General features: G+C 42.8%; 14 protein-coding genes. All 14 read right to left on the reverse strand.

All coding sequences use genetic code 11. The annotated features are described in order from the left end of the window. Positions 1-26 precede the first annotated feature (26 nt). On the reverse strand, positions 27-455 hold the full coding sequence (locus ACMXYT_RS14050) for an SCP2 sterol-binding domain-containing protein (protein ID WP_415911597.1): 429 nt from the start codon (positions 453-455) through the stop codon (positions 27-29). Positions 456-468: 13 nt separating this feature from the next. Beyond that, the gene (locus ACMXYT_RS14055; protein ID WP_415911598.1) at positions 469-2,256 is read right to left on the reverse strand and encodes an acyl-CoA dehydrogenase C-terminal domain-containing protein; all 1,788 of its coding nucleotides are present in this window, start codon (positions 2,254-2,256) and stop codon (positions 469-471) included. Between the two features lie 295 nt (positions 2,257-2,551). Continuing rightward, positions 2,552-3,796 (reverse strand): flagellar hook-associated protein FlgL, encoded by a 1,245-nt coding sequence (gene flgL / locus ACMXYT_RS14060; RefSeq protein WP_415899179.1) that lies wholly within the window; start codon positions 3,794-3,796, stop codon positions 2,552-2,554. Between the two features lie 10 nt (positions 3,797-3,806). Continuing rightward, positions 3,807-7,022: a flagellar hook-associated protein FlgK gene (gene flgK, locus ACMXYT_RS14065; protein ID WP_415911599.1), complete on the reverse strand. Its 3,216-nt coding sequence runs from the start codon at positions 7,020-7,022 to the stop codon at positions 3,807-3,809. A gap of 76 nt (positions 7,023-7,098) precedes the next feature. Then, positions 7,099-8,136, reverse strand: a complete 1,038-nt coding sequence (gene flgJ, locus ACMXYT_RS14070; RefSeq protein ID WP_415899181.1) for a flagellar assembly peptidoglycan hydrolase FlgJ — start codon at positions 8,134-8,136, stop codon at positions 7,099-7,101. Beyond that, positions 8,136-9,224, reverse strand: a complete 1,089-nt coding sequence (locus ACMXYT_RS14075; protein ID WP_415899182.1) for a flagellar basal body P-ring protein FlgI — start codon at positions 9,222-9,224, stop codon at positions 8,136-8,138. Before ACMXYT_RS14075 ends, flgJ begins: the two co-directional genes overlap by 1 nt. A gap of 11 nt (positions 9,225-9,235) precedes the next feature. After that, a complete protein-coding gene (gene flgH / locus ACMXYT_RS14080) occupies positions 9,236-9,913 on the reverse strand; it encodes a flagellar basal body L-ring protein FlgH (protein ID WP_415899183.1) in 678 nt (225 codons plus the stop codon). A 21-nt stretch (positions 9,914-9,934) separates the two neighbouring features. Then, positions 9,935-10,720 (reverse strand): flagellar basal-body rod protein FlgG, encoded by a 786-nt coding sequence (gene flgG, locus ACMXYT_RS14085; RefSeq protein WP_415899184.1) that lies wholly within the window; start codon positions 10,718-10,720, stop codon positions 9,935-9,937. A 21-nt stretch (positions 10,721-10,741) separates the two neighbouring features. After that, complete coding sequence (flgF, locus tag ACMXYT_RS14090) at positions 10,742-11,482, reverse strand: flagellar basal-body rod protein FlgF (RefSeq protein ID WP_415899185.1); 741 nt, start codon at positions 11,480-11,482, stop codon at positions 10,742-10,744. Positions 11,483-11,615: 133 nt separating this feature from the next. Continuing rightward, positions 11,616-13,607 (reverse strand): flagellar hook protein FlgE, encoded by a 1,992-nt coding sequence (locus ACMXYT_RS14095; protein WP_415899186.1) that lies wholly within the window; start codon positions 13,605-13,607, stop codon positions 11,616-11,618. Between the two features lie 10 nt (positions 13,608-13,617). Then, on the reverse strand, positions 13,618-14,316 hold the full coding sequence (locus tag ACMXYT_RS14100; RefSeq protein ID WP_415899187.1) for a flagellar hook assembly protein FlgD: 699 nt from the start codon (positions 14,314-14,316) through the stop codon (positions 13,618-13,620). 23 nt (positions 14,317-14,339) lie between these two features. Beyond that, the gene (flgC, locus tag ACMXYT_RS14105) at positions 14,340-14,777 is read right to left on the reverse strand and encodes a flagellar basal body rod protein FlgC (protein ID WP_415899188.1); all 438 of its coding nucleotides are present in this window, start codon (positions 14,775-14,777) and stop codon (positions 14,340-14,342) included. A gap of 2 nt (positions 14,778-14,779) precedes the next feature. Then, positions 14,780-15,178, reverse strand: coding sequence for a flagellar basal body rod protein FlgB (flgB, locus tag ACMXYT_RS14110; RefSeq protein WP_415882405.1), 399 nt, complete (start codon positions 15,176-15,178; stop codon positions 14,780-14,782). A 246-nt stretch (positions 15,179-15,424) separates the two neighbouring features. After that, positions 15,425-16,276 (reverse strand): CheR family methyltransferase, encoded by an 852-nt coding sequence (locus tag ACMXYT_RS14115; RefSeq protein WP_415899189.1) that lies wholly within the window; start codon positions 16,274-16,276, stop codon positions 15,425-15,427. Positions 16,277-16,298 lie beyond the last annotated feature (22 nt).

Genomic DNA, 16,298 nt, shown 5'->3' on the forward strand with positions numbered 1-16,298 from the left:
TTTATAAGGGATCTATGTCGGTAATTTTAGGCTACGGGAAAAAGTACAGCCAATTTTGTCGCTAGCATAATGTCACCATCAGCCTGTACTCGACCCGCCATGAACGCCTGCATACCATCCGTTTCACCCGACATGATCTCTTCGAGAGTAATAAAGTCCATTGTCAATGTCACGGTAGCGTCATCACTAACACCTTCTGCGACATCACAGCTACCCTCTTTCACTGTCACAAACCAAGAATCACCATCGCTAATGTCGTACTGAAAAATTGCATCTGTGTCAGCTGCAGCATCGGCATTAAAACGATTTTTCATTTCAGTAAAAACTGCATTCAAGTCGGACATTTCAGATACCTCTTTGTCATTTTTATTCTTTAACGCATAACGTTTTGCGTTGAGTTTTAAGAGGCCGCGTAAAAGAGTGCGGCCTACTGGATTATTAAGTGCTTTCTTCACGTCTATACCTCGACTAGAAAGCAAAGTGCTCTTGATCCATATCCATCAGGTTGTCTGCCCCTGATTGCATTGTTTCAACCAAACTACGAGTACGCGGCAAGATTCGCTGGAAATAGAAACGTGCTGTAGTCAGTTTAGCTTGGTAGAAAGCAGCATCACCTTCACCTGCAGCTAACTTTTCTTGAGCCACTTTCGCCATACGCGCCCAGAAGTAACCCAATACAACATAACCTGAGTACATTAGGTAATCGACAGATGCTGCACCCACCTCATCGCGGTTTTGCATCGCTTTCATACCGATCTTCATAGTGAGATCACCCCACTCTTTATTCAGCTCAGTTAGCGGCTTGATGTACTGTTGTAGATCGCTGTTGTCAGATTCAGCCTGACAGAACTTATGTAGAATTTTGGTAAAGCCTTTTAGAGATTCACCTTGAGTCATCAATACCTTACGGCCTAGCAAATCTAATGCTTGGATCTGAGTAGTACCCTCATAGAGCATAGAGATACGGCTATCACGCACATTTTGCTCCATACCCCACTCCGCGATAAAGCCATGACCACCAAAGATTTGAAGGCCATGGTTAGCAGATTCGAAACCCACTTCGGTCAGGAATGCTTTTGCAATCGGTGTCAGGAAGGCTAGCAACGCATCCGCTTGTTTTTTCTCATCGCCTTCTGCTCGCTCAACTTTATCCACCAGCTGAGCACAGTAGTAGATCATTGCACGACCACCTTCAGCAAAAGCTTTCTGGGTCAGCAACATTTTACGAACTTCAGGGTGTACGATAATTGGATCGGCGGCTTTTTCTGGGTTAGCAGGGCCATTTAGAGCGCGCATCTGCAAACGATCTTTGGCATACACTAGTGAGTTTTGGAAACCCCACTCTGCATGCGCCAAGCCCTGTAAAGCTGTACCTAAACGCGCAGTGTTCATAAAGGTAAACATGCAGTTAAGGCCTTTATTCTCTGGCCCAATTAGGTAACCCGTCGCCTCATCAAAGTTCATGACACAAGTCGCATTACCGTGAATACCCATCTTGTGCTCTAGAGAGCCACAACTAACTCCGTTGTCTGTACCTATAGTTTCTGGCAGGTGCTTAGGAACGATAAATAGAGAGATACCTTTGGTACCTGCAGGCGCATCTGGCAGTCGTGCCAATACGATATGCACAATGTTGTCTGCCATATCGTGCTCACCGGCAGAGATAAAGATTTTGGTACCAGAGATCTTGTAGCTGCCATCGCCTTGAGGTTCTGCTTTAGTACGCAGCATACCTAAGTCAGTACCACAATGAGGCTCAGTCAGACACATCGTGCCCGTCCATTCGCCGGATACCAATTTAGTCAGGTAAATTTGTTTCTGATCTTCTGTACCATGGGCATGTAGAGTATTCATTGCACCATGGCTTAGACCTGGATACATACTCCAAGACCAGTTAGCCGTACCGACCATTTCATTCACAATGATGCCGATAGATTCTGGCAGGCCTTGGCCGCCGTATTCAGCTTCATGTGCTAGTGATGGCCAACCACCTTCAACAAACTGGTCGTAAGCTTCTTTAAAACCTTCAGGTGTTTTTACGGCACCGTCATCCCACTGACAACCCTGCTGATCACCAATCTGGTTTAACGGAGAAAGAACACGCTCAGCAAACTTAGCACCTTCTTCCATGATCGCTGCTACCATATCAGGCGTAGCATCCTCGCAACCTGAAAGACTCTGGTAATGCTGCTCAGCGTTAAGCACTTCGTTTAACACGAAGTCCATATCACGAAGGGGAGCTTTGTATTCTGGCATGACGTTTTCCTCATTCTTATTATCGCTCCGCAGATGCGGATAAGTGGTGCCGAGCACCAATACAGTATGTATTTAAGAATGGTTCAAAGGTCGTAATCCGCCAATAACAAAACTTACCAGTTTTAGTGACAAAAAATGGCAGCCAATATTAGACAGCGCTTTATTTACTGTAAAAAGGGGCTATCACATGGCATTTAAGATCACTAGCAATGACATATTTCGTCACAGCCATATTGCACTGCAATATAAAGACAAAAAAGCCGGCTAAGAGCCGGCTTTTAAAGAAATGAAGTTATTAGTTTATGTAATTAAATAAGCTCAGATCCTTAACCTGTGCAAAACTTGCATACGAGGCCTGTAAAGCGGTTTGCTGTAGCTGGAACCGGCTTATTGCTTCGTTATAGTCAAGATCTTCAAAGGAAGATAAAGCTTCAGTTGTGAAGAGTTCATAATCTTCATTAACAGACTGCTGCTGTTCTAAGGCATTAAGTCGTCCACCAATACTGGTCGTTACGCCAATGAGCTTTTCCTGAATACCATTCAAATTATCCAGTACAAAATCCATTGTCTCGGTAAATTCCTGCTTACCAGTGGCTGTTGTAAAGTCAGCATTATCCAATGCATCCTTCATATCTTTCGCAGTATCTAAAATATTATGCTGGGATTTAGATCCTAAAGTTGCAGTCCCATCAATGATTTTATCTAACGTAATATCCACCCCTCCAATCTGTATGACTGGATGAGTAGGGTTAGAAGCCAAATCAAAGTTATTCAATACTACCGACGGATTATCGGCCGTAATAGGCTGACCTGCTGCATTCACTACGGTTAAGTTGCCGCCTGAGAAAGTAAACGTCAGTTCACCGTTGTCGGTAATAAACTGATCAAATGCATCCGCATTGTCTTTAGTCAGAGCGACATCATCAATATGATTATTATCTTGGGTAATCACTGCATCAACATACCCAGAAATCTTTGGCACCGTCTCAAAGATATCAAAACCTGAATCAGTCGAAGCTATCTTATTTTCTGGTCCTATCTGAATGGAGCGCTGGCCGTCATCACCGGAATATTCATAACTATCAAGCGCAGCATTATATTCATAAGGCTTTGTGAATCCTTTATGCCCGGAAAATAAAAACTCCCCTTGCACATCTTTTGTATTCATTAAACCTTCTAACTGACCTAACAACTCACCAACTTCTGAGGATATAGATAACCGATCCGTCTGGGAAAGCACCCCATTTTTACCTTGGATCGCTAACTCTTTAAGTCTTATAGAAATGTTATTAATTTGCTCCAGCGTATTCTCTTCCAACTCTAAACGACGGCGCGAAACTTCAATATTGCTATTATATTGCTCAGTCCTAGCTATTTCTTTTTTGAACTTTTGAATTTGAGCAGAAGCAAGCGGGTCATCAGAAGGCTGCTGAATACGCTTCCCCGTCGATAATTGGTTTTGTGTCTTAAAAAGTTCACTATTAGTTTTATTGATATTATCAACATTACTAAGGAAGACTTGTTGAGTAGAAATTCTCATTTTCTATCTCCTATACACTTTGAAGCAGCGTATCAAAAATTGTCTGTGCTGCCCGAATCAACTGAGCAGAAGCCTGATAAGCTTGTTGAAACTGAACCAGTTTCGCTGCTTCTTCATCCAAATTAACACCTGAAATCCCTTCACGCGTTGCAATATTTGCATCTAAAACTGATTTACCAGCCTTAGCATTTACCTGTGCGACAGCTGCTTCTGAACCTACTCGTTCTACATTCAGTCCATACTGATCCTGATAAGAAGCACCATCAATCAATTTTGCCGCTTGAAGATCCGACATTAAGAGGGAGTTTCTGTTATCTGAAACCCCACCAGTATTTAGGGTAACCTGAAAAGTATCCCCTACTTGAGGTCTATTATTGATAACAACCTCATAGCCAGATAACGCTATTGGCGTGTTAGGCTCATATTCACGTACAACACGATCACCATCTGCATCGGTTAGGACAACATAAGCAGCTTCTTTTGAGTCGGGAGAGTGCTGAATAATAAAACTATCACCATTCCCCGGCACTTCAGGAGGGTTATTAACATCAATCGCAAAACCAAACGTTTTCGTCATGTCCAAGGCTCCAGATTGAGCCCCGCCATTAAACAAAACTGTTGAAGGGTTTGCAGAATCGGTAACTACATAAGTACTTGAACCACCGTCATAAACAACCTGAACAGGGAAGGTAACAGCCCCCATTAAACGCTCATCGGTTACTCGTATGTTATTGATAGTTGCTGCACTATTAATATTAGAATTCTGCTCAGGAGCGATCATCACCGTATCATTGACAGCAATATCTGTATCTACATGAATATCTAGGCCAAGGCTTGGCAATGAAAGGTTGCCATCAGCATTAGCCACCCCTGAATAAAGCGTGTTTCCTGCTGTATCAGCAACCTCATAAGTACCCGCTGGCACATTTGTATAGGTAACCGTTAGAGGATATTGCGCGGCACCAACCAATGCAGTGTCGGTAACTCTTGCTTCAATAGAACCTATTGCAGAAGGGCTACCCGTTTGCGCTGTAAAAACAGGAGTATGCTCTACTTTATTTACATCTGCAGGCTGTACCGTAAAGCTATTTAAACCTGCGCCATCAACAACCCCAGTAGCACTTATTTTCAGGCCAATCTGATCTGTCATATCAAAAACAACATCAGTACCTGATACTGAAGCAGTTACAACAAAAGGACCTCCTGACGCAGGAGTTACCTGATAATTCCCTCCCCCTAAAGAATCAAAGGTTAAGGGATAACCTACACTTCCAACTTCTTCGGCATCAGTTAGGCTGACTGCATCAGATGAAAAAGTTAAACCTGTAGTTCCTGTAGTAACGTTTAAATCTGCAGGTAAAGATACAAACTGATTCCCAGTATTCGCAGCACCTTCTAGCTCTGGTAAAAAGGCAACCTGTAGAGGAGGCGTTAACCTATTGTCATCAATTAACGTTGAGTCGTACTCGATTGAAGACACACCAACCGGCGATCCAGTTCCGCCAACGGTTAAGGTCAAACCATAAGCTGCATCAAGATCTATCTCTGTCGCAGTTGGAGCGGGCACAGCTGGACCAAAAATAGTGGCTCCCGTACTGTCTTTAACTTCATAACTACCTGTACCAGGTGCTAAATGCTCCACACTTATAGGAAAAGATAAGTTATTAATTTTCGTATAATCAGAAACTTGGAACGTTAAAGGCGTAACCGCAGGATCAACAACTGCTAATCCTGCAGTTGCTGGAGGTGTTAATGTGTTCTCAACATTAGACAACGTAGCAAACTCAGGATCCGTAATGATTACTTCAACTTCACCTGTACCTTGATTAGATCCTGATTCAGCCACTGCCAATGGCGCAGCCAATGCTAGTTGACGTCCATTTGTGATGACCGACTCAATTTCAGAAGCTGCATTTCGAGTCGGGCGAATTAGATACTGATCACCCGGAATAAAGCCAGTATCTGTACGCATACTTAGGCTAAATCCATCTATCCGTAAATCTAATTCACCAGTTAAAGGGTCATATGCATATTCGCCATCTTCATCAACATCAGATACATCCGATTGTAAATTAAGAGTATTACTTTCCCAACGCATACCATCAGACTCACGGGTAATAGTAAATGTCCCCGTATCATTAAAAATCAAGTTATATTCTGATGCTTGGAGTTTATCAGCTTCATTTATAATGACTGTCGAATTTACTGTTGATCCATTATCTCTATAAGCTATGACTCTATTCTGGGTAACCGCAGGTGCATTAATATCCGTAAACAAAAGGCCACCAGCATTACCATCAAGATCGATACCTTTTTGGTGCTGTTCATTCATTGTTTCAGCAAAAACCAAAGCGATCCGGCCCAACTCATCAAGAGACTGATTTAGTGTCGTATCCCTGTAAGTTAAAGTGCCGCCAATAATCCCGCCAGATACTTGCCTAGTTATATCAGCCTCATTATTCCCAGTTTTCAAGGAAATATTCAGCATACTGCTGTCTGCAGGGTTCAAAGAAGTAACTAGTTTATTAGCAGATAATCCCACCACCAAAGGCTCGCCGTTACCGACAAATACACTGACCTCGCCGGTAGAAGGCTCGCTAATCGTAGTAAAACCTATATATTCAGATAACTCTTCAAGCTTTGCATCACGTTGATCCAATAACTCATTGGAAACTTGCCCCGCAGCTGTAGCAATACGAATATCATCATTCAACTGCGCAATATTCTGAGCAATGGTATTTACTGCTGCAGTAGCACTTTCCAGCCGCCCATTGATAGTTTCATTTTGGCGTCGAATATTTGAATCAAGATCATTAAATCGTCGTACCAAGGCATCTGCTTGCGCAAGAAAGAGTTCGCGGTTTGGCAGGCTTACTGGATCATCAACAGCAGTCTGTAATGCACCAAAGTAATCATCCATCGCTTTAGATACACTCGTGACATCAGATGCCATTAAGTTATCCAGCTCGTTCGCATAATCACGATAGATCTCAAAACTTTTGTAGGTCGAACTATCAGACCAAATCTGCTTGTTCAGAAACTCATCAGCTATACGATCTACGTCATTAACCAATACCCCAGCTTGATCTTCACGAGAAAGGAAGACAGGTCTTTGCCTGCTATACCCTTCCGTATTCACATTACTGATATTCTGACCTGTAACTGTCAGAGCCGTTTGGTTAGCCTGTAGGCTTTGTGTGCCTAAAGATAGTAAACCGAAAGACATGAGAACTCCTTTTGAGATTTGGTCTGCTTCTAAAGATGAACCGAGGAGAGTTATGTAATAGCTTATCGACTATTACTTAACCCTCTTTAGATCCATCACTTCGACTAGCGAGCAGAGCTCCCTCAAAAATATTTTTAATCTTGTCAGCATAATTAGGATCAGTTGCATAACCTGCTTCCTGTAATTGCTGCACATATTTATATGGATCATCTGCACTTTCCAACGCAACCTTGTAACGTGGATTAGTTTTCAGAAAATCAACATAGTCTCTAAAGCTGTCTTCATAGCTGTCATAGCTTCTAAAGAAAGCCTTTTCCTTTTGCGCTAAACCATCTCTGTATTCCAAAGTGGAAACTTGCGCACTTTCGCCATCCCAGCGTCGATCTGCTTTTATATTGAAAAGGTTATTTGCATTGCTACCGTCTGCAGATCGAACCATAAATTTTCCCCAACCAGTTTCTAGAGCAGACTGCGCAAGTAGAACTCGAGGATCAACACCTAACTCGCCAGCCACCTTCTCAGCTAACGGCATTAGCTTTTCAACAAATTCTTCTGGAGACTCAAAACGATCAGGAAGATTTTCATCTGCTACTTTTTTAGCTGCAGCTAACTGTGATTCAAAAACTTCTTTAACCGTACTTTTCTGCTCTTCCGTCAGCGTAATCCCAGGAGGGTTTTCTTGGCCTTCAGCCTTCGCTAAAAGTGCCGCAGCAGCAACCGACGCAGCCTGATCAAAAGCTCTATTAAGTTCCCGGCTATTTGTATCTAGTGGTTTAAGTTCAGGCTTTTCTTTATCCACCTGACCACCAAGCTGCCTAACTAGAACATCTGTCAATCCAATACCTTGGGATCCCGACAGCTCCAGAGCAATCTGATTGTCATACATGCTTTGAAACATTTTGGTTTGACTGCTATTCATGAAGTTGTCTTCACCAAATGCGGCATTAGCTTCACGCATAGATTTCAATAACATGCTTACAAAAAGTTGCTCAAATTGCTGAGCAGCCAAACGCAGACCTTCATCACTATCGCCTTTAGCTTTAGCTTTTAATTTCTGAAGCTCAGCTAGATCGGAATAGAGTTGAGCATTATTGCCTGCGCCTGTTTTAATCATTAGATCACCACCAATTCAGCTTTTAAGGCACCCGCCTGTTTCAGCGCTTCCAATATAGCCATCAAATCACCTGGAGCAGCTCCAACCTGATTTACCGCTTCGACGATGTCCTGCAAGTTAGCACCAGGCGAAAATTCAAACATATGACCAGAGCCTTCATCAACTTCAATACCAGTACGTGGGGTAACAACCGTTTGGCCACCACCTAATGGATTTGGCTGGTTCACATCAGCAGCTTCTGCGATTGCGACTGTCAAACCGCCATGGGTAATAGCCACAGGGGATACTTGAACATTTTGACCAATGATGATGGTGCCTGTACGTGAGTTAATCACAACTTTGGCGGAATCTTTCGCCGGCTCTACATTTAAATTCTCAAGAACAGAGAGAAAAGAAACACGTTGATTAGGATCACGAGGCGCTCTTACTCGGATTGAAGTAGCATCCATTGAAGCAGCCATTCCCGCCCCTAATAAGTGGTTAATTTCTTCAGCAACTCTGCGAGATGTAGTGAAATCAGGACGGTGAAGGTTCAATACCAAGCTATCTCCTTGAGTAAAGCCACTTGGTACAGCTCGCTCAACTGTCGCACCATTCGGTATCCGACCTACGCTTGGTACATTCAAAGATAGACGAGAACCATCAGCTCCCTGAACACCAAAACCAGATACAACCAAATTACCTTGAGCTACCGCATAAACTTGGCCATCAGCCCCCTTCAAAGGAGACATTAGCAAGCTACCACCACGCAAACTTTTTGCATCGCCAATGGCTGAAACTGTAATATCGATTTGCTGTCCAGGTTTAGAAAAAGCTGGAAGATCGGCATGAATTGCCACTGCAGCAATATTTTTAGAAGACGGATTCATCGTAGATGGAATCGCCACACCAAAATTATTCAACATATTGCGGAATGTATGTGAGGTAAATGAAGTTTTATCACCCGTACCATCCAAACCAACAACCAAACCATAGCCAACTAATTGGTTAGAACGAACACCAGAAATACTTACCATATCTTTAAGACGGCTTGCCTCTGCAACAATCGTCACTAGCATGCAAGTTACGAGAATTAATGTATTTTTCATCATCATTCCCCTTAGAATGGCATTAACGCACTAATAAAGAACTTAGATACCCAGCCCATGACATTAGTGTCATTCACAGCTCCTGTACCACTATAAGCAATTCGCGCGTCTGCAAGCTTAGTCGATGCAACGGTATTGTCTGAGCCAATATCCTGAGGTCTAACCATACCGCTGATTCGGATATATTCATCGCCCTGATTTAGGGTTAACCATTTTTCCCCTTTAACCAATAGAACACCGTTTGGCAAAACGTTATGAACGGTGACCGTAATATTACCTGTGAGGTTATTGCTCATATCTGAAGAGCCTTCCCCTTCAAACGTTGTTGTTGGACCAGTAATCGAGGCGCTTAGAGGCTTGCCATTAAGTGATACCGCATCTCCTAATATAGTTGGCTGAGTCAACGTCAAACTACTAGACTTATCCAATTCTGTAGTCGCACTTTTCTGAGAACTTGTGCTTTCTTGTAAGGTAATAGTCAATATATCGCCGATTCTGTGAGCCCTACCATCCCCATACAAATTTATGCTCGTTGCAGAGTTATAAATTGAGCCATTCATTGGTGCAGGCTGCGTTAAAGCCTGCGGAACCACTGGAGCATACTCAGGATTATTAGGTTTAACCTGTTTCTGCACACAGCCTGTAAGCAAAAAGGTGATCGATACAAAAGCAGTGATAAATTTTTTCATTGTTAAAGCCTCAATAACCTATTAAAGCTGCTGGCTAACGTAAGAAAGCATCTCATCAGCAGTGGAGATAACTTTCGAATTCATTTCGTAAGCTCGCTGGGTTGTAATCATATCCACCAGCTCTTCTACTGAATTTACATTTGAATTTTCTAACGACCCCTGAATAAGTACTGCCGTACCATTCTCCCCTGGATTGCTAACTACTGGAGCACCACTAGATGCTGTTTCGCTATAAAGGTTTTGACCTTGTGCCTGTAGGCCCTGAGGGTTAACAAAGTCAGCTAGCTGCATTTGCCCTATCTGTGTACCTTGCGGGCTACCAGGAGTTGTAACAGTAACGATTCCATCTGTACCAATAGAGAAATTAAGTACATCATCAGGCAATGTAAGCTCAGGCTCGAGCAAATACCCCTCAGGGGTAACCACTTGGTTGTCACTATTTAAGTGTAATTGCCCATTACGTGTATAAGCGGTATCCCCATTTGGCAACGTTACTTGAAGAAAACCACGTCCATTGATTGCTACATCAAATGGCTCACCAGTTACTTCCATATCACCTGCAGAAAACAGCTTTTGTGTTCCTACAGTCCGAACACCTAAACCAATTTGCAAGCCTGATGGCAGCTGTGCTTCTTCTGCTGTTTGAGCACCTGGCTGACGACGAATCTGATACATCAGATCTTCAAAAACTACGTTATCTTTCTTGAAACCAACAGTTGATACGTTGGCCAAGTTGTTAGAAATCACCTTCAGATTTGTATCCTGAGCGGTCATTCCAGTTTTAGCTACGCTTAGTGCACCGTGCATTATTCGATCCTCAGGTGATTATTAAGATATTTTCAAAATTGTTGCTGCAGTTTCTGAATTTTCTTCTGCAGTTTTCATCATTTTAATTTGCATTTCGAATTGGCGTGAAGTCGATATGATACCCGTCAATTCGCTTACAGCATTTACATTACTTGACTCAATATAGCCTGAGCGGATACGGACATTAGGGTCAGCCAACTCAGGCTCACCACCATTTGTCATCAAGCCATCAGGGCCTTTGAAGAGAGTTTGAGGATCTGGATTTACAAGCTTAATTTGATCTGCCACCAACAGCTCTGCCGCATTTTCACCTAATGGGCGGATAGTAATTATTCCACTGGTAGATACTTCAATTTCTTCGAAAGGCGGCAATACAATAGGAATTCCGCCATTGCCCATTACCGGCAAGCCACTTCCTGTAACCAACTGGTTAGCGGCATTGATCTGCAGTGAGCCGGCACGAGTATACCCCTCTGTACCATCTGGACGAATTACAGAAAACCAACCATCACCAGCTACAGCGATGTCCAATTTACGTCCAGTTTCAATTAGCGTCCCACTTGTCATATCTGTCGCGGGACGTTCAGTTTGGGCATAAACTCGAGAGGCATGCCCCTCCCCAAACACCTGCATAGCGCGGGCTTGAGCCAAATCCGCTTTAAAGCCTGAGGTATTTGCATTTGCAAGGTTATTGGCATGAGCTTGCTGAGCCAGCATATTTTCTCTGGCGCCACTCATTGCTAAATATAGAACCTTATCCATCTTTATCTTCTCGTTTGAGCGGCATTGCCGCATCTCGTTGAATTCTTATATGGGATAGATAAAGCAAATGGTATGCCAGAAACACAAAAAGACCGCTTAAGCAGTCTTTTTGAAGAAAAATTACGCAGTCAGATTAAATCTGAAGAATATTCTGAGTAACTGTATTTAGTGTTTCCAAAGTCTTAGAATTCGCCTGGAAGTTTCGCTGAGCCTCAATCAACGCTACAAGCTCTGCCGACAAATCAACGTTTGATTGTTCAAGAGCAGCAGACTGCAACGTACCATTTAGACCAGTACCCGGCGGGTTCACAATTGCATTACCGGAGCTGAATGTTGCTGTCCATTCTGTATCACCGGAAGGAGACAAACCTGACTGGTTTTCAAAAGTCGCAATTGCAACAACACCTAAATCTTGATTTTGGCCATTGGAGAAACTTGCGACCATTTCACCCGTTCCACTAAAAGTGACACCTATCAAGTCCCCTTTAGTGTAGCCATCTTGCTGCGAAGCCTTCACTATAGATGCCGATGCAAACTGGGTTGTATTGGTAATATCCAACGTAATTTCAGTAGTCGCATCTGCAGGGTCAGCACCAACAATAGTTATACCCGGTACCACCGCACCTACTGAGAACTGCTGCCCATTGATTCCAGACAACAAACCATTTGACGGATTAAACTTAATCAGTATTGGTCCCGGTTCTGTACCTGTACCTGCCTCACCTGGATCAAGCGCCTTACCAATATCAAGAGTTTCTGTTCCGTTCAGGTAGGCAAACATTCGGTACACACCTTGGAAGGAGTTATCACCATCTTTAATCGTAGGTGTACCAATCTGATTGGTACCAGAAGTCGCAACAAAGGTTAAGGCTTCACTGCCATTGATATCACCGGCCTCAGCTTTATAAGTGATAGTAACTTGCTTATTGACGTTATCGTAAATAACCGACTCAACATCAGGGTTGGCATCTTTAATTCTGGCCTCTGATGCAGTGATAGCTGCTCCTATTTGATCGTCAGTAGATCCAGAAGGGATCGCAGGTAAAGTGATACCGCCGACTTCAAGTACTAAATCATCAACTGTAGAACCCGTTATTGGAAATGTATAAGTTTCATTTGCAGCAATCTCTGCAACTTCTACTACTCCAAGCTCACCACCAGCATCAGCGTCAACTAACTGTACTAGATCAGGCTCTGGATATTCTGATTTAAACCTTATAGTAATATCATCAGGGCCATTTACAATGATACTTTGAATACGCGCATCACCATTGATCGGATCCGTCATTTTGTCAAAGAAAGCGCCTGCCGCAGATATATTAGGGTCAGCATTCGCTGAGGATAAAGAATCTAAAGTATAAGGGTAACCTGGACCAGGCGGGACAGCCGCCAAGTCCAAATCAGCCAACGCAGTTAAATCTGCAGCATCAAGCTGAACACCTGAGATCTCATCATTCAGCTCAATACCAGTAACCTGCTGCTGAGCTTGATAAGGACGCGCTTCTGCCATATTAAACTTAATTGTATGCTCATTACCTAAACTATCGAACGTTCTAATTGTTGTACTATAGGTAAATGAACCAGGCTCATCTTTATCGTAATCTGGCAATAGCGTTGCGGCATCTTCCCTAGAATCAATATTGAAAGAAAGATCAATATCTTCTGTAGCTTTTGGTGGACTTTCTTTCTGGGTAACTGCCAAATTATCGATAGGCAATCGGTTACCTTCTGAATCAAGGCCATACCCCTGAAGAAAAGCACCAGTCTTAGATACCACGAAACCATTTTTATCTAACTCAAATGAGCCCGCTCGAGTATATGTAGTACTACCTTGACCATCATCTAGCTGAAAGAAGCCTGAACCATTAATAGCCAAATCAAGGTTATTGTTTGTAAACTGTATCGTGCCCGCTTTAAAGTCTTGTGCGATATCCGTTACTGTTACACCAGCACCGGCAACGTTTGATGAACCAGCCCCTACAACTGCCGTTGCGTAGATATCACCAAATTCAGTTCGAGATGATTTGAAACCGACAGTACTCGCGTTCGCAATATTGTTGCCTGTTACATCGAGATCTGTAGTAGCCGCTTTTAGGCCGTTAACGGCTGTATTAAAACCTGACATAGTCTTATCCTCACACGCCTATCTGTTTCACATCGCTGATATCAAATGTGCCAGCTGTAGTGTTCACTTTCATACCGATACCATTTTCACCCAGAGTTACGCTGTTAACTCTATAGGCCATATTGGTATCAACCGCTTGATATTCATTATCCTCAAGACGCTCGATAACGAAGGTGTAATCTCCCGGCGGATGCTCTGGATTACCGTCTTCATCAAATCGCATCTGCCAAGCAAACTCATGCTCGCCTTGCTGAACCGCTCCTAACTGCATATTGTCAACTAAAGTTCCGCTCGAGTTATAAACCTTAATTCTTACATCTGAGGCACTGGTTTCCAGATTAAAAGCACCTTTCGCGAACGGGTTCATAGCAGTTCCTACCTCAGAGGTATCACCAGGGATGAACACTGACTGCCCCACCATAGAAGAAGCTTGCAATGCGGCCTGACTCGATAGCATCGACTGCGACATCTCATTCACAGAGACATTTAGCTGATTGATGCTTTCGACTTGTGACATAGTGGCAATTTGCTGCATAAAATCTGTAGTATCTGCAGGGCTTGACGGATCTTGATTCTGCAACTGAGCAATCATCAGTCGCATGAACATATCACTGTCTTCTTCCGTCTTGCTTTTTTGCGTACTAGAAGATTGATTCGTTTTATTTATCTGATCAAAAACGTTCTGATTTACGCCATTAACGTTACTCATGGCCAAAAACCTCGTTTCTTAAATTATTGCTGCCCAAGTCTAATCGTCTGCTGCAACATCTGCTTGGCAGTATTCATAATCTCGGTATTAATCTGGAAAGATCGAGAAGCTGAAATCATATCCGCCATCTCTTCTACAACATTTACATTCGGGTAATAAACAAATCCTTCCTCATCCGCCATAGGATGCGCAGGATTGTATTCTTGACGTAACTCAGCCTCACTTTCCACAATCCCTAAAACCTGTACACCTTGTCCAGCAGCAATACCAAATTCATTCTCAGGCTCTGCTAAAGGGTCAACTTGCTGCACAGCAAACACAGGTTTTCGAGCTCGATAAGTTTCATCAATACTTGAACTAACACTCTCCGCATTAGCCATATTACTGGCAGTTGTATTTAAGCGGATCGTCTGAGCGTTCATAGCCGAACCAGCGATTCCAAATACATTACTCAATGACATAATTATTCACCTTTGATCGCTGATTTAAGACCAGTAAATTTCTTATTCAGGAAATGAAATGACGTCTGGTAATCCAAAGCATTTTCAGTATAGCGAGCCATCTCTTGCTGAACTTCTACAGTATTACCATCCACAGAGGCTTGATTAGGAATACGGAACATCATATCTGCCGCTAGGTCAGGCTCGAGTAGCTCGGTATTGTGACCTGCAGCAGTAGCAACCTGCTTAACATTCATTTTAGTCGACACATGCTCTAACGCTTCAGCAAACTCAATATCTCTCGCTTTAAAGTTAGGCGTATCAGCATTGGCTATATTATTAGCTAAAACCTCTGCACGACGAGCACGATGCATAAGTGCGTCATCATGAATTCCTAAAGCTGCGTCAAAACTAATTGCCATTTCATTGCCTCATTTAACATTACCCCTAACAAAGCAAACCGCATGCCAAACAGATAAAACCTCATATTTTCAATATGTTAAGTATTTTACACATATATTAACAACCACCTACCATCTAATAACGGCAAACTTAAACCGCCAAATTGCCGCTGGCGGCAAGGGAAACTAACTCAACAAAAAAGAGGCAATAAAAAAGCCGCTTACCTTAGGCAAGCGGCTTTTTCGAAAACAGATTGATCTATCTGACTAAATAGCTTGATAAATAATACCTGGGCGACAATGAATCATTTTGTATTTATCGGAAAGGCCAGAAAGGAATTCAGAGGCACCTAGTATCAGGTAACCTCCAGGTTTCAACACGCCATGCATCTTGGATAAGATCTCAGTTTTCTTTTCACTAGAGAAATAAATCAACACATTTCGGCAGAAAATCACATCAAATTTACCCATCGACGAGTATTGCCCAAGCAGATTAATACTCTGAAATCTGACTTTTGATTTGATTTCCGGTTTTACTGCCCAACTACCATTAGGCGTTTCACGGAAATGCTGGGTTAGACGTTCTTGGGACAAGCCTCTGCCTATTGCCAGCATTTCGTATTCACCTCGACGTGCTTGCTCAAGCACTTGGGTAGAAATATCGGTAGCGATAATCTCTTCAGAAGCCAACTTACCAGGATTTTTTTTCTTAAATTCATCCAGCGTCATACTGATTGAATAAGGCTCCTGGCCAGTCGAACACGCAGCAGACCAAATTCTAATTTTGTTCGAGCCAATTCCCTGACTCAGCATTTCAGGAACGATACGATCACGCAAAATATCGAAAGGATGAACATCCCTAAACCATAAGGTTTCGTTAGTGGTCATCGCATCGATAACTTGTTCACGCAATCGTTTAGATGTAGGGCTTTGCAGTTTAGTAATGAGCTCTTTCAGCCCAGGGCAATTATTTTCCTGAACAATTTTTCCTAAACGACTTTGCACAAGATATTGCTTATGCTTTGCAAGCAATATCCCACTACTATCCTCAAGGAAGCGACTGAACAATTCAAAGTCAGCATCCGTGATCGTAAAATTTGATCTACCGGAAATACTCATGGAAAGAGTAACACCCCTACCT

It is taken from the genome of Neptuniibacter sp. QD37_11 (assembly GCF_047778105.1).
Lineage (GTDB): Bacteria > Pseudomonadota > Gammaproteobacteria > Pseudomonadales > Balneatricaceae > Neptuniibacter.

Excerpts from the sequence above, each read along its gene's own strand:
- ACMXYT_RS14075 (WP_415899182.1), bottom strand. The coding sequence starts at position 9,224 with ATGAAAAATACATTAATTCTCGTAACTTGCATGCTAGTGACGATTGTT.
- flgG (WP_415899184.1), bottom strand. The coding sequence starts at position 10,720 with ATGCACGGTGCACTAAGCGTAGCTAAAACTGGAATGACCGCTCAGGAT.
- flgK (WP_415911599.1), bottom strand. The coding sequence starts at position 7,022 with ATGTCTTTCGGTTTACTATCTTTAGGCACACAAAGCCTACAGGCTAAC.
- flgJ (WP_415899181.1), bottom strand. The coding sequence starts at position 8,136 with ATGATTAAAACAGGCGCAGGCAATAATGCTCAACTCTATTCCGATCTA.
- flgB (WP_415882405.1), bottom strand. The coding sequence starts at position 15,178 with ATGGCAATTAGTTTTGACGCAGCTTTAGGAATTCATGATGACGCACTT.
- ACMXYT_RS14055 (WP_415911598.1), bottom strand. The coding sequence starts at position 2,256 with ATGCCAGAATACAAAGCTCCCCTTCGTGATATGGACTTCGTGTTAAAC.
- ACMXYT_RS14115 (WP_415899189.1), bottom strand. The coding sequence starts at position 16,276 with ATGAGTATTTCCGGTAGATCAAATTTTACGATCACGGATGCTGACTTT.
- flgH (WP_415899183.1), bottom strand. The coding sequence starts at position 9,913 with ATGAAAAAATTTATCACTGCTTTTGTATCGATCACCTTTTTGCTTACA.
- ACMXYT_RS14100 (WP_415899187.1), bottom strand. The coding sequence starts at position 14,316 with ATGAGTAACGTTAATGGCGTAAATCAGAACGTTTTTGATCAGATAAAT.
- flgC (WP_415899188.1), bottom strand. The coding sequence starts at position 14,777 with ATGTCATTGAGTAATGTATTTGGAATCGCTGGTTCGGCTATGAACGCT.
- ACMXYT_RS14095 (WP_415899186.1), bottom strand. The coding sequence starts at position 13,607 with ATGTCAGGTTTTAATACAGCCGTTAACGGCCTAAAAGCGGCTACTACA.
- flgL (WP_415899179.1), bottom strand. The coding sequence starts at position 3,796 with ATGAGAATTTCTACTCAACAAGTCTTCCTTAGTAATGTTGATAATATC.
- flgF (WP_415899185.1), bottom strand. The coding sequence starts at position 11,482 with ATGGATAAGGTTCTATATTTAGCAATGAGTGGCGCCAGAGAAAATATG.